At 61.0% G+C, this 15,802-nt stretch carries 13 protein-coding genes; 5 read left to right on the forward strand and 8 right to left on the reverse strand.

The genetic code is table 11. The annotated features are described in order from the left end of the window. The first annotated feature begins 125 nt into the window (after positions 1-125). Positions 126-689: an NAD(P)H nitroreductase gene (locus M5B97_RS12590; protein ID WP_248731618.1), complete on the forward strand. Its 564-nt coding sequence runs from the start codon at positions 126-128 to the stop codon at positions 687-689. Here the strand turns inward: M5B97_RS12590 and M5B97_RS12595 are convergent, their stop codons facing one another. The 7 genes from M5B97_RS12595 to gap form a co-directional block, all read right to left on the reverse strand. Beyond that, positions 690-2,828 (reverse strand): methyl-accepting chemotaxis protein, encoded by a 2,139-nt coding sequence (locus M5B97_RS12595; protein WP_248731619.1) that lies wholly within the window; start codon positions 2,826-2,828, stop codon positions 690-692. Between the two features lie 138 nt (positions 2,829-2,966). Beyond that, the gene (locus tag M5B97_RS12600; protein ID WP_134660269.1) at positions 2,967-3,368 is read right to left on the reverse strand and encodes a YbaN family protein; all 402 of its coding nucleotides are present in this window, start codon (positions 3,366-3,368) and stop codon (positions 2,967-2,969) included. An 89-nt stretch (positions 3,369-3,457) separates the two neighbouring features. Beyond that, positions 3,458-4,066, reverse strand: a complete 609-nt coding sequence (locus M5B97_RS12605; RefSeq protein ID WP_248731620.1) for a biliverdin-producing heme oxygenase — start codon at positions 4,064-4,066, stop codon at positions 3,458-3,460. 135 nt (positions 4,067-4,201) lie between these two features. Continuing rightward, positions 4,202-6,760, reverse strand: a complete 2,559-nt coding sequence (locus M5B97_RS12610; protein WP_248731621.1) for a TonB-dependent receptor — start codon at positions 6,758-6,760, stop codon at positions 4,202-4,204. 116 nt (positions 6,761-6,876) lie between these two features. Beyond that, positions 6,877-7,845: a FecR domain-containing protein gene (locus M5B97_RS12615; RefSeq protein ID WP_248731622.1), complete on the reverse strand. Its 969-nt coding sequence runs from the start codon at positions 7,843-7,845 to the stop codon at positions 6,877-6,879. 73 nt (positions 7,846-7,918) lie between these two features. Beyond that, a complete protein-coding gene (locus M5B97_RS12620; RefSeq protein WP_248731623.1) occupies positions 7,919-8,437 on the reverse strand; it encodes a sigma-70 family RNA polymerase sigma factor in 519 nt (172 codons plus the stop codon). A gap of 87 nt (positions 8,438-8,524) precedes the next feature. Continuing rightward, the gene (gap, locus tag M5B97_RS12625; protein ID WP_123715758.1) at positions 8,525-9,526 is read right to left on the reverse strand and encodes a type I glyceraldehyde-3-phosphate dehydrogenase; all 1,002 of its coding nucleotides are present in this window, start codon (positions 9,524-9,526) and stop codon (positions 8,525-8,527) included. 221 nt (positions 9,527-9,747) lie between these two features. Between gap and edd the strand changes: the two genes are divergently transcribed. The 4 genes from edd to M5B97_RS12645 are packed head-to-tail and all read left to right on the forward strand — an operon-like array spanning position 9,748 to position 14,753. Continuing rightward, positions 9,748-11,574 carry a phosphogluconate dehydratase gene (gene edd, locus M5B97_RS12630; RefSeq protein WP_123715757.1) on the forward strand — a complete coding sequence of 609 codons (1,827 nt, stop codon included), beginning with the start codon at positions 9,748-9,750 and terminating at the stop codon, positions 11,572-11,574. Continuing rightward, on the forward strand, positions 11,571-12,527 hold the full coding sequence (locus M5B97_RS12635) for a glucokinase (protein WP_248731624.1): 957 nt from the start codon (positions 11,571-11,573) through the stop codon (positions 12,525-12,527). Before edd ends, M5B97_RS12635 begins: the two co-directional genes overlap by 4 nt. 32 nt (positions 12,528-12,559) lie before the next feature. Then, complete coding sequence (locus M5B97_RS12640; RefSeq protein WP_123715803.1) at positions 12,560-13,294, forward strand: response regulator transcription factor; 735 nt, start codon at positions 12,560-12,562, stop codon at positions 13,292-13,294. A 31-nt stretch (positions 13,295-13,325) separates the two neighbouring features. Beyond that, complete coding sequence (locus tag M5B97_RS12645; RefSeq protein ID WP_167659665.1) at positions 13,326-14,753, forward strand: ATP-binding protein; 1,428 nt, start codon at positions 13,326-13,328, stop codon at positions 14,751-14,753. A 59-nt stretch (positions 14,754-14,812) separates the two neighbouring features. Here the strand turns inward: M5B97_RS12645 and M5B97_RS12650 are convergent, their stop codons facing one another. Next, positions 14,813-15,742, reverse strand: a complete 930-nt coding sequence (locus tag M5B97_RS12650; protein ID WP_123715755.1) for an AraC family transcriptional regulator — start codon at positions 15,740-15,742, stop codon at positions 14,813-14,815. Positions 15,743-15,802 lie beyond the last annotated feature (60 nt).

Genomic DNA, 15,802 nt, shown 5'->3' on the forward strand with positions numbered 1-15,802 from the left:
GAGGGCGCAAAATGAAGCCGCAAAGTCTAACAGGGCAGCGCGGATTGAATAAGAGCAATTATCGTTTGGTGGAACCCGATTCATTCCCGCTAGAATGGCCGCACATTTATTTCTGGAGGTGGCCAATGCAGGCTCTCGACGCTTTGCTCAACCGTGTTTCCGTGCCGCGTTTGCTGGAGCCGGCACCGACCCAGGAGCAGCGCGATGTGCTGTTCGCTGCCGCCATGCGCGCGCCGGACCACGGCCAGTTGCGCCCCTGGCGTTTCCTCACCGTGGAAGGCGCCGCTCGTGAACAAATGGGCAAGTTGTTGGCCGAAGCTGCACGCCTGCAAGATGCCGATGCTCCGCAAGCCGTCATCGACAAAGCCCTGAACGGCCCGTTGCGTGCCCCGTTGGTCGTGGTAGTGATCGCCTGTCTGCAGGAACACTTCAAGGTGCCGAAGTCCGAACAGTTGCTGGCGGCCGGCTGTGCGGCCCATGGCATTCTGTTGGCGGCATACGCCCAGGGGATTGGTGCCGTGTGGCGCACCGGCGAATTGTCCTACTCGGCCCACGTCGCCAAAGGCCTGGGGTTGACGGCGGATGAGGAAGTGATTGGCTTCCTCTACCTGGGCACCCCGCAGAACCCGCCGCGCATTGCACCGAAAGAAGATGTGGCGCCGTTTGTCAGCGCCTGGACCGGTTCGTAGTCAGACCTTGAACTGATCCATCAGCTTCATCTGTTGGCCGGCCAGCGCATTGAGCTGGCTGCTGATGGCCGCCGACTCGGTCGCCTGGCCGGTGAGGGTTTCGGTGACGGTGCGAATCGCCGAGACGTTGCGATTGACCTCTTCGGCCACCGCGCTCTGCTCTTCGGCGGCGCTGGCGATTTGCAGGTTCATGTCGCTGATCACCGTCACCGCATCGCTGATCTTGCCCAGCGCCTGCACGGCCTGATGGATTTGCCCGGCATTGCTCTGGGCCTGCTGCTGGCTTGAATGCATGGTCGCTACCACGCCCCGGGTGCCGCTCTGGATGCGCTCGATCACCAGGCGGATTTCCTCTACCGAGTCCTGGGTGCGTTTGGCCAGGTTGCGTACTTCGTCGGCCACCACCGCAAAACCACGGCCGCTTTCCCCGGCACGCGCCGCTTCGATGGCGGCATTGAGCGCTAACAGGTTGGTCTGCTCGGCAATGCTGCGGATCACTTCGAGCACCGAGCCGATCTGCTCGCTGTTTACCGCCAAGGCTTCCACTTCATTTACCGCCTTGCTGACTTCTTCGGCGAGAGTGGTGATGTCGCGGGTGCTCTTCTCGATGATCGACATGCCTTCACGCGCCGACTGGTCCGCCCCGCGTGCGGCATTGGCGGCATTGGAAGCGCTGTTGGCCACATCATGGGCGGTGGCGCTCATTTCATTGGAGGCCGTGGCCACCTGGTCGATTTCACGGAACTGCACCTGCATGCCTTCGCTGGTCTGGCGTGCAATCTCGGATGACTGATCAGCCGTGCCACGGGCTTCGGTGATGCTTTGCTTGATCTGTGCGATGGTTGGTTGCAGCTTGTCGAGGAAGCGGTTGAACCAGTTCGCCAGTTCGCCCAGTTCATCTTTCCTGGCGTAAGCCAGTCGCTGGGTCAGGTCACCTTCGCCGCTGGCAATATCCTTGAGCATCGCGGCCACATTGTTGATCGGACGGGTGACGCCGGTAGCGGTCAGCCAGATCAGCAGCAAGCCCAGCAGCGCGGCGGCAGCGGCGATCAATAGGGTTTTGACCAGGCCGCTGGCCTGGGCTTCGTCGAGTACCGCTTGCAGCTTCACGTTATCGGCGAGCATCACGCTCTTGGGCAGTTTGATTACCACGCCCCAGTTCTTGGCGTCGGCAATCGGTTTGAACGGGTACACCGCGCGAATCGTATCGTCCTGTTCGCGGATCATAGGGGTGCCGGTGGCCAGCAGTTGCACGATGTCCTTGCCTTCCGTGCCGATGATGTCGATCAGGTTCTTGCCGACCCTGCCGGGTTCGCCGCTGTAGGCGGCGATCAAACCGGTGCTGGAGAGAATCTCCAGGTGCGCCGCACCGTTGAACAGGTCTTTCTGCGCTGCGTCGGTGTTGGCTTGCAAGGCGTTAAGGGCGATGTCGATGCCGACAACGCCGATGACTTTGCCGTCCACGATCAGCGGCAGGGAAATGGTGGTCATCAGCACAGGTTTACCCGCCACGGTGTCTTCGTAGGGGTCAAGCAGGCAAGTGCTACGGCTGTCTCGTGGGCAGGTGTACCAGCTGTTGTAGGGAGTGCCGCTGAGGTTGAGCGTGGTCTTGGTCAGGTCATCTTCAACCATGATGGTGTTCAAGCCTTCACCGCCAGCGCGGCTCCAATAGCTGGAGAAGCGGCCTTTTTCATTGGAGACGCGTGCCTTGTCATCAATGAATTCGCTGTCCTTGCCATCCAGGGCGTTGGGTTCGAACGAGAGCCAGACACCCAACGCTGTTCGGTTGCGCTCGAAGGCGGTCTTCAGGCTCTGATTGAGTTCTTCACGCAGCGCGCCGGCCTCCAGCCCGCGCTTGGCACCGGTGTTGCGCAGGTCTTTGATCTGGTCAGCCAGTGCGGTAATGGCCACCAGGCTGTCGCCGAAGGTTTTCTGCATTTGTGCGGCTTGTTCGCCCGCCTTGGCTTGCAGCAATTGTTCCACGCTGGCGGTGAGCATGCGCGAACTTGAATCGCTGACTAATTTATCGTTCTGGTTGGTGTTGTAGAGGTTGATGCTGACGATGAGCGCGATCACCCCCAGCAGACAGAGTCCGGACAGCAGCACGATTTTCAAGCGGATGGAGAGGGTGTCGAACATAGGTCACTCGTGAATGGACGTGTTGAAAGGCAAGCAAGGCTAGCCAAGTCCATTCGGCGCTATATCCGGAGCATCGGCGCAGTCTGGTGATTCATGAGGAGAAGGCGATGAGTGGTAGGGGAAACCCTGCACGCGGCATTATACGGGGGCTGCGAGCTGTTCCGGGCGCGACCAGATCCACAGGTTGCCCAGGCTCATCCCGGCAATTGCCAGGTAGATCGGCCAACCGTGATCAAGCATCACCAGCATCAGGCCGGCACACAGCAGCATGCTCACGGTGGCGCTGACTTTGGCGCGACGCGTGATGATCTTGCCGTTGCGCCAGTTGAACAGGATGGGGCCGAACAGCCGGTGATTTTCCAGCCAGGCGCTGAGGCGCGGCGAGCTTTTGGTCGCGGCCCAGGCGGCGAGCAGGATGAACTCGGTGGTGGGCAAACCCGGTATGACGATCGCCACCAACCCGATGCCCAGGCTGACATAGGCCAGCAGGCCGAACAGGATCTGGGCGATTTTCGAGGTGGATTGGGTTTTGCCGGTCATAGGTGGGATCACAGAAAATCAGTCTGAAACGAGATCCAAGTGTGGGAGGGGTAGCGCCTCCCACAGTTGATTGCATTCCAATCGGGGCGTCAGGCCAGTTCGGGGGCGCTAGCGTACGCCTGTTCCAGCAGCACGGTGAAGCGCACGAATGCGTCGATCGCACCTTTTTCTACCGCAGCTTCTTCTTCGGCGGTGAATACCAGGCCGTCGAGCGTACGGGTAAAGCGCTTCCAGCCTTCGGCGCGGCCGCCGGCCGGTTCACCCAGGTGGCGGGCACCGAAGGTTTCACTCAGGCCCAGGCCCACGGCGCGCTTGATCAGGAACGCTGCACCCAGCTTGGAGCCTTCCGACACGAACAGCCAGCCCAGGGCTTCGGCTTTGCCTGGGTTCTTCACTGCACCTGCGACCGGTGCCGGCACGTCGGTGTCCAGGTCGCCCAGGTCCAGCCTGGCGGCTTCGGCGCGGCAGCGCTCGGCCAGGTCCGGGACGATTTTGATCAGTTCCGGGTCGTTGTACAGGGCCACCAATTCCGACTGGAACAGGTATTGCGCCACCACGAAACGGGCGAAGTTGGCCTGGGTTTCGAACGGGGCGTGGGCTTTGACCAGGGCGTCGAGCTTGGTGTGTGGCTCGTTGGTGATCTGGTTCAGGCGCTGGGAGCGCAGGCTCGGGCGTTCTGCGGTAGGAGAAGCGGTCATCGAAAAAGTCCTTGAGAAGGGTAGCGCCTTGTGGCTCTAAAGAGAGCCGTTATCAACTAGACGAACAGGAAGACGTGGCACAGTAAAAAATCCTCACCTGCCGGCGATTAATTCCGGCGAGGTGAGGCGCATCGATCAGATGTCCCAGATCAGGTTGATCGCAAAGTTGCGGCCAGGCTGCGTCAGACGGTCCAGGTTGGCCGGGCCGGTCACGGCGGCTTCGCCGACGCTGTCGTAGCTGCGTACGTCATCCCAGTTCCAGTACTTCTTGTCGGTCAGGTTGTAGAGGCCGGCGTTGAGGGTCACGTCCTGGGTGACTTTGTAGTAGCCGGTCAGGTCGAGCACGCCGAACCCTGGAGTCTTGAACGGGCCGTTGCCATCAGGCGCGTGGAAGGTGGTGCTGTCGACGCGATTCTGCCGTTTCACCAAGGTCCAGCTCAGCAGGCCACCGTAGTTGTCCTGGTCGTAGCCCAGGCCGAACACACCCTTGAGCGGGTTGACACTGTTGAGCGGCTCGCCGGTTTCGTCGTTACGGCCGTAGGCGTAGGAAACCGAACCCTGGGTGTACAGACCCTGAGGGGCGCCGAAAGCATCCAGGTTCAGACGGCCCTTTGCTTCTGCGCCCTTGATGGTGGCGCGCTTGATATTGACGGCCTGGAACTGTTCGACGGTGCCGCCGACTACGGCGTTGTCTTCGTCGATGAAGTCGCGGTACTTGTTGTAGAACACCGCGATGTCGAAGGAACCTGCGTCGAACTTGCCACGAATCCCGGTTTCGATGCCTTTGCTGGTTTCCGGCTTGAGGTCCGGGTTGGGCTCTACGGTGTAACCCAGGTTGAGGTTCTCAAAGCGGCCATACAGCGCCTTGGCCGACGGCGTGCGGAAGCCCTCGGCGTATTGGCCGAACAAGGTGTATTGATCGGTGAGCGCATAAGTCAGGCCGAACTTGGGGGTCACACGGTGCCAGGTTTTATCCTTGTCGTTGACCGTGTCCTGGCCGGTGGGGTTGACGGTGTTGAGGAACTCCTGGGTCAGCTTGGGTTTGAGCTGGGTGTAGTCGTAGCGCACCGCAGGCAGGAAGGTCCATTTGTTCCAGGCGATCTGGTCCTGGGCGAACAGCGAGTAGGTGTTGATGGTCGGGTCCGGGAAGTCACTGGACTTCTTCACGCTGTCGCTGGCGGTCGGGCTGGGCGCACCGATGGCTGTGCAGCCGGAGCCGACGGCAAGGCAGGTCGCCGAGCCCTCGCGGGAACCGGTGACTTTCTGCTGCTTGAGGGTGGTGCCATACGTCACCTGGTGATCGGTCTCGCCGAGGCTGAAAGCCTTGTCCAACTGGGCGTCGAATACCCATTGGCGTTCTTCGTAAAGCGTGTCGCGGGTACGCAGGACGCGGCGGCCTGACTGATAGATTTCGGCCGTCGTCTGGTCGGTCTTGGCGATCTGGTAATTGAGGCTGGTCTTGATACGGTCGGCTATCGGCGATTCGAGGGCTACGCTGTTTTCCAGCCCGAAGCGTTCACGGGTGATGGTGTCGTTGCCGCGACGGTCACGGTACAGATTGAAACCGCGCCCGCCGACGAACGGCCCGCCCACCGCATTCTTCAAGTTGACGTCACGGTCATCCTTGAATTTCTCGTACGTCAGGCCGAGGCGATTGTCCTCGCCGTAATTCCAGCCCAACTTGGCGAGGATATTGGTCGTGCGCGCATCTTCCGGGTTGGCGCCGGTGCGGGCCAGGCCGGTGGCGTTGTTACCGTCGTAGGACTCCATTTCATGACCGTTACGCTGGCTCAGGTGCAGCAAACCGTCGAAGTCCTGCACTCGGCCGGCGACGGTGCCGGAGGTCAACCAGCTTTCGTCGGCGGAGCTGTAGCCGGTTTTCAGGCGGGCGCCGACGTCCTGGCCTGGCTTGATGATGTCGTCCGGGTCGAGGGTGAAATAGCTCACCGCGCCACCAATCGCACTGCTGCCGTACAGGGCCGAGGCCGGGCCGCGCAGGATTTCTACACGCTTGACGATTTCCGGGTCGACGTAATTGCGACGCGTCTTGGCGTAAGGGCCGTTGAAGAAATTATCGGGGACTTCGACACCGTCCACTTGGGTGAGGATGCGGTCACCGTCGATACCGCGGATGTTATAGCCCGCGTTGCCGGAGCGGGTGCCGGCGCCGCCGACGGAGACGCCGGGTTCGTAACGCACCAGTTCGCGAGTGGTGTTGACGTTCTGGCGGTCCAGTTCCTCGCGGTCGTGCACCGTGACGGTGCTCGGCACACTGTTGACGTCCTGTTCATTACGGGTCGCGCTGATCGTCACCTGTTGCAAGTTGAGCGTGCTGCCGGCTGCGCGCTTTTCCAGGACGATATTGTTACTGCCCAGTTTGCGGTAGCTCAGGTTGGTCCCCACCAACAGTCGGTCCAAGGCTTTTTCCGGTGACAGCGGGCCGCGTACGCCAGGGGACGACACGCCCTGGCCCAGTTCCGCCGGCAAGCCGACTTGCCAGCCGGTGACCGCGGTAAAGGCATTCAGCGCCGAGACGAGGGGCTGCTGCTCGATGCTGAAGGTGTAATTGCCATGGCTGCGGGCGACCGGCTCTGCAGCCATGGCGGTCGTCATGGGCGCGCCGGCCAGGAGGATGGCGGCGGTCAGCAGGGACAGAACGGGCGAGGAAGACCGGCGGTTGAAACGAGAGGACATCGAGAGCGCTCCGGAGGTACGAATCTTATAGTTGCGGACTGAACCAAATAGGAATCAGTTGCATTGGCTAAGACGAGACGTACCACCGCCTGCTATCGAGTAAAAATAATTCTCATTTAGTTCAGAATGACCAGCGCCGGGTATTCCGACAGCTTGGCCGAGGTGATGTGCGCCAGGGAGCGCACCACGTCCAAGGGTTGGTCGAGGCGGTAATTGCCGGTGACGGTGACACTGGCGAGCTTGTCGTTGTTGTTGACGATCCAACCCGGGTAATAGCGGCGCAGTTCGGCCAGCACTTCGCTCATCGGGCAGTTCTCAAACACCAGTCGGCCCTGGACCCAGGCCAGATCCTTGCCGGCGTCGAGCTTGGCGGGCTGGCCAAAGCCCTTGGGGCCGATGCGGATGCTCTCACCGGCGCTCAGGCGCACCCGGGCGTCGTTGAAGGTGCTGCTCAGGTCGACATCGCCGCGCTGCACCTGCACCTGGGCTTCGCCGTTGAAGTAACGCACGGCGAAGTCGGTGTCGCGCACACTGGCGCGCACCGGGCCTGCATCAATCTCAAGGGGCAGGCCGCGGCTGGGCACGACTTCAAAAAACGCCTCGCCTTGATACAGGCGCGCGACGCGCTGGTGATCCTTGATGCTGCTGGAAAGCGCCGAATTGGTGTTCAGCAATACTTTCGAGCCATCGTCCAATTGCAGGCGCTGGCGTTCGCCCACGACCGTAAGGTGATCGGCTTGCAGGCGCACTGGCAAATTGCTGAAGCTGAACAGGCCGACCAGTAGCAAGGCGGCCGTGGCCAAAGGTTTCCAGTGCGGCTTGATACGGCGCCAGGCGCTGGGTTTGCGGGGGGCGGCCAGGGCCACGGCGGCGCTGTGCACCGGCGCGCCACCCCACGCGGCCTGGGCTTTGGCGAAAGCCTGCGGGTGCGCCGGGTCGCTGGCCAGCCAGGCGTCAAACTCGGCTTGTTGCCCGGGCTGCGGGCATTGCAAGGCGATCAACCAATCGAGGGCTTGGTCCATGGCCGCATCTTGCAACACCTCATGAGCCAGCTCATGGGGGCGCAGTTTATTCGGATCAGTCACGGTGTTCCTCGGGTCTTCGCCACGTTCTATTTATCTTTCCTACAGCTTGGATCGACATTTCTGCGGGTGCAGCTTAAGGCTGATCCAGCCGTTCGGCCACACCTACACAGATGGCCATGATCAATTTCAGTTCCTTTTGCACGGTGCTCAAGGACACCTGGAGTTGATCGGCAATCTCTTGATAGCTGCAACCGTGCAGGCGGCTGAGGATGAAAATCTGTTGCTGGCGGGCGCTCAACTGGCCGAGGCTGACACTCAGGTGTTCAAGCAGTTGCTCGGCCTGGGTGGCGTCTTCCGGGGTGCTGATGGGGGCGGCAACGCTTTGCAGGATGTCCAGTGGTACATCTTCCTGAAGTGTACGTGCCTGAATCCTGCGCGCGCGCAGATGATCCAACGCCAGGTTGCGCGCAGTCTGATAAACAAAGGGTTCGAGGTGATCGATCGGCCTTTCGCCGAGGGCGCGAGTGACGCGCAGGTAGGTTTCCTGCAACAGGTCTTCGGCGGTGCTGTGGTTATTCACCATCCGCTGCAAGGTGCGTAGCAGAATCACCCGTTGGGTGATAAAGACTTGGTTGAAACGAGATTGGCTCACAGTGATACCAGACCGATTTGCAGTTAATGATAATGCTTATCATCAACTGAAATGGCAAGTGGCTATTTCTGTGAGCCAATCATTGGCTTACTCGGCGTTGCACAGCGCCAGGCAGTTATCCAGCATACGGTTGGAGAAGCCCCACTCGTTGTCATACCACGCCAGCACTTTCAGCAACTTGCCGCTGACCTTGGTGTGATTGGCATCGAAAATCGACGACAACGGGTTGTGGTTGAAGTCACTGGAAACCAGCGGCAGGGTGTTATAGCCGAGGATTTTCGAATGCTGGCTGGCTTCTTTGAGCAGTGCGTTGACTTCCTCGGCTGTGGCTTCTTTCTTCAGTTGCACGGTGAGGTCGACCAGCGACACGTTGATCACCGGCACACGCACGGCCATGCCGGTCAGCTTGCCTGCCAGCTCCGGCAGCACCAGGCCGACTGCTTCGGCCGCGCCGGTCTTGCTTGGGATCATGTTCTGGGTGGCCGAGCGCGCACGGTACGGGTCGGTATGGTAGACATCGGTCAGGTTCTGGTCGTTGGTGTAGGCGTGAATGGTGGTCATCAAGCCGCTTTCGATCCCCAGCTCACGGTGCAGTACCTGGGCGACCGGTGCCAGGCAGTTGGTGGTGCACGAGGCGTTGGAGATGATCTGATGGGATTGACGCAAAATGTCATGGTTGACGCCGTAGACCACCGTGGCGTCCGCGCCTTTGGCCGGTGCGGAGATGATCACCTTGCGCGCGCCGGCAGTAATATGGGCGGCAGCCTTGGCACGGTCGGTGAACAGACCGGTGCATTCGAAGACCACGTCGATTTTCAGCGCGGCCCATGGCAGTTCGCCAGGGTTGCGAATGGCACTGACAGCAATCCGGTCACCATTGACGGTCAGGCTTTCCTGATCGTGGGCGACCTCTGCGTCAAAAGTGCCATGCACAGTGTCGTATTTGAGCAGGTGGGCATTGATCGCGCTGTCGCCCAGATCATTGATGGCGACGATCTGCAAATCCTGGCGATAGCCTTGGGTATACAGTGCGCGCAGGACATTACGGCCGATACGGCCAAAACCATTGATTGCGATACGAAGAGTCATTGGAAAGTGCCTGTCGTCGATTTGTTGTAAGAATTACAAGATTATTCGCATAAAAATAGAAAACAAGCCTTTTTAGTGGCAATATTTTGTTCAATCTACAACGAGTGACCTGAATCAACTGGTCCGATGATGCAAACGACACCCTGCCATCCCACAAGATGCGGGCGTTTGCTCAGCCCAGGAACGAGGGTCGCCATATCCGTTAGCCTGGAGTTCTACACATGCATCCCCGCGTTCTTGAGGTCACCGAACGGCTTATCGCCCGCAGCCGCGCCACCCGTGAGGCCTACCTTGCGCTCATTCGCGGCGCCGCCAGCGACGGTCCGATGCGCGGCAAGCTGCAATGCGCCAACTTCGCCCATGGCGTGGCCGGCTGCGGTACTGAAGATAAAAATAGTCTGCGTATGATGAATGCCGCCAACGTGGCAATTGTTTCCTCATATAACGACATGCTCTCGGCGCACCAGCCATACGAACATTTCCCTGAACAGATCAAGAAAGCCCTGCGTGAAGTCGGCTCGGTCGGCCAGTTCGCCGGCGGCACCCCCGCCATGTGCGACGGCGTGACCCAAGGTGAGCCCGGCATGGAGCTGAGCCTGCTCAGCCGCGAAGTGATTGCCATGTCTACGGCGGTAGCGCTGTCCCACAACATGTTCGACGCGGCTTTGATGCTGGGCATCTGCGACAAGATCGTCCCCGGCCTGATGATGGGCGCGCTGCGTTATGGCCACCTGCCAATGATCTTCGTCCCGGGCGGCCCAATGCCGTCGGGCATTTCCAACAAACAGAAAGCCGATGTGCGCCAGCGCTACGCCGAAGGCAAGGCCACCCGCGAAGAGCTGCTGGAATCGGAGATGAAGTCCTACCACAGCCCCGGCACCTGCACCTTCTACGGCACCGCCAACACCAACCAGTTGCTGATGGAAGTGATGGGCCTGCACCTGCCGGGCGCCTCGTTCGTCAACCCGTACACCCCGCTGCGTGACGCGCTGACCCGCGAAGCTGCGCACCAGGTCACGCGCCTGACCAAGGCCAACGGCAACTTCACGCCGATCGGCGAGATCGTCGACGAGAAATCCATCGTCAACTCCATCGTCGCCCTCAATGCGACCGGCGGTTCTACCAACCACACCCTGCACATGCCGGCCATCGCGATGTCGGCGGGCATCATCCTCACCTGGCAGGACATGGCCGACCTCTCCGAGGTAGTGCCGACCCTGTCCCACGTGTATCCAAACGGCAAGGCCGACATCAACCACTTCCAGGCGGCGGGTGGCATGTCGTTCCTGATCCGCGAGCTGCTCGAGGCCGGCCTGCTCCACGAAGACGTCAACACCGTGGCCGGCAAGGGCCTGAGCCGCTACACCCAGGAGCCGTTCCTGGTCGACGGCGAATTGATCTGGCGCGACGGCCCGATCGAAAGTCTCGATGAATCCATCCTGCGCCCCGTGGCCCGTGCGTTCTCGCCCGAGGGCGGTCTGCGCGTAATGGAAGGCAACCTCGGCCGTGGCGTGATGAAAGTCTCGGCCGTGGCCCTTGAACATCAAATCGTCGAAGCGCCGGCCGTGGTGTTCCAGGATCAACAGGACCTGGCCGACGCGTTCAAGGCCGGTCAGTTGGAAAAAGACTTCGTCGCGGTGATGCGCTTCCAGGGCCCGCGCTCCAACGGCATGCCGGAATTGCACAAAATGACCCCGTTCCTCGGCGTGCTGCAGGATCGTGGTTTCAAAGTGGCGTTGGTAACGGACGGGCGTATGTCCGGCGCCTCGGGTAAGATCCCCGCCGCGATCCACGTCAACCCCGAAGCCCAGAGCGGTGGGCCGCTGGCACGGGTGCAGAATGGCGATATCATTCGCGTGGATGGCGTGAAGGGCACCTTGGAGCTTAAGGTGGACGCCGAAGAATTTGCAGCGCGCACGCCTGCCACGGGCCTGTTGGGCAACAACGTGGGGGCTGGCCGCGAGCTGTTTGCATTTATGCGCTTGGCCGCAAGCTCCGCAGAGCAGGGCGCCAGCGCCTTTACCTCTGCCTTGGAGACGCTTAAGTGAAGCTAGCGCTGGTCGGTGACATCGGGGGAACCAACGCTCGTTTTGCGTTGTGGCGGGATCAGGAACTGCATTCGATCCGGGTGCATGCCACGGCGGCTCACTCAAGTCCAGAGGAGGCCATCAAGGTCTACCTCAAGGAAGAGGGGTTGGAAATCGGCGATATCGGCGCGGTGTGCCTGTCAGTCGCCGGGCCGGTGAGCGGTGATGAATTCAAATTCACCAACAATCACTGGCGCCTGAGCAAGTCTGCGTTTTGCCAGGCATTGCAGGTGGACGAGTTGCTGCTGGTGAATGACTTCACGGCCATGGCCCTGGGCATGACGCGGCTCAAGCCCGAGGAATTTCGCGTGGTCTGCGAAGGTACGCCGGAAGCGTTTCGCCCTGCGGTGGTAATCGGCCCGGGCACCGGTTTGGGCGTCGGTACGTTGCTGGATCTGGGCGGCGGCCGTTGGGCGGCGTTGCCAGGGGAGGGCGGCCATGTCGATCTGCCCCTGAGCAGCCCGCGTGAAACCCAGCTGTGGCAGCATATCTACAATGAGATTGGCCACGTCAGCGCCGAAACCGCTCTGAGCGGTGGCGGCCTGCCGCGCGTCTACCGCGCGATCTGTGCGGTGGATGGTCATACTCCGGTGCTGGACACCCCCGAAGCCATTACGGCGGCGGGTCTGGCCGGTGACCCGGTGGCCATGGAAGTCTTGAACCAGTTCAGCATCTGGTTGGGCCGCGTGGCCGGTAACAACGTGCTGACCACGGGCGCGCGCGGCGGCGTGTATATCGTGGGCGGGGTGATACCGAGGTTTGCCGACTTCTTTATCAACAGTGGTTTTACCCAGAGTTTCAGTGACAAAGGCTGCATGAGCGACTACTTCAGGGGCATCCCGGTGTGGTTGGTGACGGCGCCGTATTCCGGCTTGACCGGTGCCGGAGTTGCATTGGAACAGGCATTTGCTTGACCCGCGCCACCCATAACAACAAGGAGGACCCCGTGAGCGTAATCAGTAAATCGATTCTCCTCGTCGACGACGACCAGGAAATCCGCGAATTGCTGCAAACCTACCTCAGCCGCGCCGGTTTTCAAGTCCGTGGTGTGTCGGACGGTGCGGGGTTCCGCCAAGCCATGAGCGAGGCGCCGTGCGATCTGGTCATTCTTGATGTGATGCTGCCCGATGAAGACGGTTTCAGCCTGTGTCGGTGGGTTCGCCAGCATCCGCGTCAGGCGCAGGTGCCAATCATCATGCTGACTGCCAGTTCCGACGAAACCGACCGGGTGATCGGCCTGGAGCTGGGTGCCGACGATTACATCGGCAAGCCCTTCAGCCCCCGTGAGTTGCAGGCGCGGATCAAGGCCCTGTTGCGTCGCGCCCAGTTTGGCCAGGAGCGCAGCGGTGCAGGAGACGTTCTGGTGTTTGACGAGTGGCGGCTGGACATGATCAGCCACCGCTTGTTTCATGTGGATGGCGAAGAGGTGATCCTCTCCGGTGCCGACTTTGCGCTGCTCAAGCTGTTCCTTGACCATCCTCAACAGATTCTCGACCGCGACACCATCGGCAACGCCACGCGCGGCCGCGACCTGATGCCACTGGACCGTATCGTCGACATGGCCGTCAGCCGCTTGCGCCAGCGCCTGCGCGATACCGAAAAACCCCCACGGCTGATCCGCACCGTGCGCGGCAGCGGTTATCAACTGGCAGCCAGCGTGGTTGCCGGCAATGCCCACTGAGCGTTTGACCGAGCGCCGCGCGCGCTTTCCTGTGCCGCGCTCATTGCTGGGACGCATGTTGCTGCTGACCCTGCTCGTGGTCCTGTTTGCCCAGGCACTGTCCAGCGTCATCTGGGTCTCGCAATTGCGCGCGACTCAGCTTGAAGGTTTGGTCACCAGCGCCCGAAGCCTGGCGCATTCGATGACCGCCAGCGTGAGTTACTTCCGCTCGTTGCCGGTGGCCTATCGTCCGTTGGTGCTCGATCAACTGCGCAGCATGGGCGGCACCCGTTTCGTGGTGACCCTCAATGATCGGCCATTGGACATGGCGATACTGCCGCAGACGCCGCGTAAGCAGGCCGTGCTTGAAGCGGTGGATGAAGTGCTGCGCCAGACCCTCGGCGCCGATGTGCATATCTCGGTCGAGTTTGTCAGTGCCGAAGACCTGCGGATTTTCAACGCCGGCTTGAAGCTCGATGAACTGCCGCGCTCCTGGGCGCATTACGCGCTGACGTTGGAACCGGTGAACCCGCCAGTGCTGGTGACCCAGATCCAGCTTGCGCCGGGTGAATGGCTGTACATTGCCTCGCTGTTGCCCGAGCCCTACACCAGCCTGGAAGAACAGGGCCTGCCGGCCCAGCAGGTATGGTTTATCGTGCTGACCAGCGGCTTGCTGTTGCTGTTCATCGGCCTGCTGGTGCACTGGCAGAGCCGGCCGCTCAAGCGTCTGGCGCGGGCGGCGCGGGATATGTCTCTGGGTGCCGATGTAGAGCCGGTGGCCGAAGGCGGCGGCAGCGAAGTGGTGGAAGTGGGCCGTGCCTTCAACGCCATGCGTGAGCGCATCAGCCGTTACCTGACCGAGCGCAGCCAATTATTCAGCGCGATCTCCCATGACCTGCGCACGCCGATCACCCGCTTGCGCCTGCGCGTGGAGTTGCTGGAGGACGAGAACCTGCAAACCAAATTCGGCCGCGACCTGGACGAATTGGAGCTGCTGGTAAAAGGCGCGCTGCAATGTGTGAAAGACACGGACATCCATGAAAACATCGAGCCGGTGGACTTGAATCATGTGCTCGACTGCCTGGTAGAACCGTACCTGGCACCCAACGGTAATGGCCGTATCACCCAGGACGGTCGTGCACTGGCGCCGTACCCGGGCAAGCCACTGGCGCTCAAGCGCTGCATCGGCAATCTGATCGACAACGCCTTGAAGTACGGGCAGAACGCTCACTTGCATATCGAGGATGATGGCGTGGACTTTATCCTGCACGTCGACGACGAAGGCCCCGGCGTGCCGGAGCAGCGTCTGGAGCAAGTCTTCGAACCGCACTTTCGCCTGGCCGGGCAGCAACAGGGCTACGGCCTTGGATTGGGGATCGCGCGCAACATCGCCCATAGCCATGGTGGGGAAGTGAGCCTGCAGAATCTTCGGGAAGGTGGCCTGCGGGTGACCCTGCAATTGCCCCGGACCCTGGACTGAAAAAACACCGCTGGCAAATGTGGGGGAGCAAACCCTACCCACATGTTGCTCTGTGTGAATCAGATGCTTTGACGCAGCCTGGCCAAATCTCTCAAGGGCGGCGCCCCAAACAACCGGCTGTACTCCCGGCTGAACTGCGAGGGGCTTTCATACCCGACCCGATACCCCGCCGCCGACGCCTCCAGCCCCTCGGCGATCATCAGCCGTCGCGCTTCCTGCAGGCGCAACTGCTTCTGATATTGCAGCGGGCTCATGGCGGTGATCGCCTTGAAGCGATGGTGCAAGGTCGAAACGCTGAGGTTCACCTCCTTGGCCAGGTCATCGATACGCAACGGTTGTTCGTAGTTGCCGTTCAACCAGGTGATCGCCTGGCTGACACGGTGGCTCTGACTGTTGGCTACGGCGATTTCATACAGCCGATAGCCCTGCGGTCCACGTAATAGACGGTAGAGGATCTCGCGGTTGATCAATGGCGCGAGCATGGCGATGTCTTTGGGCGTGTCCAACAGGCGCGCCAGGCGCAGCACGGCGTCGAGCAATTGGCTGTCGATCCGGTCGACGTACATGCCGCGGGACGTAGGGCGCGAAGGCACGCCCATCGGCCCGGCCTCGGCGATCAGGGCGGTGAGCTGAGCCGGGTCGATGTTGATACGCACCGACAGGTTGGGGTCTTGCGGCGTGGCATCAATGATTCGCCCGGCCACCGGCATGGCAACCGAGAACACCAGGTAGTTGAGCGGGTCGTAGGCAAAGATTTCGTCGGCCAGGCGTACTTCTTTGCTGCCACTGGCGAGGATGCACAAGGCCGGCTCTACCAATACCGGCATGAAATCGCGCGGAGTGTTATGGCGGTTCAGGTACAGCGAGGTGATTGCCGTGCCGTAGGAACCGTCTTCCCAGGTATGGCGTTGCACGATGCTGGCCAGCTCGGCGCGCTGTTTTTCCATCTCGGCATCGAGGGGAATCAGTTGATGTTCAGGCGACGACATGGAGTGTCCTCTACACGCTTGTTCGATGGGCTCAGCTTAGTGGGGGCTTTTCAAAAAGTG

This window comes from Pseudomonas sp. MWU13-2517 (genome assembly GCF_023242545.1).
Taxonomy (GTDB): domain Bacteria; phylum Pseudomonadota; class Gammaproteobacteria; order Pseudomonadales; family Pseudomonadaceae; genus Aquipseudomonas.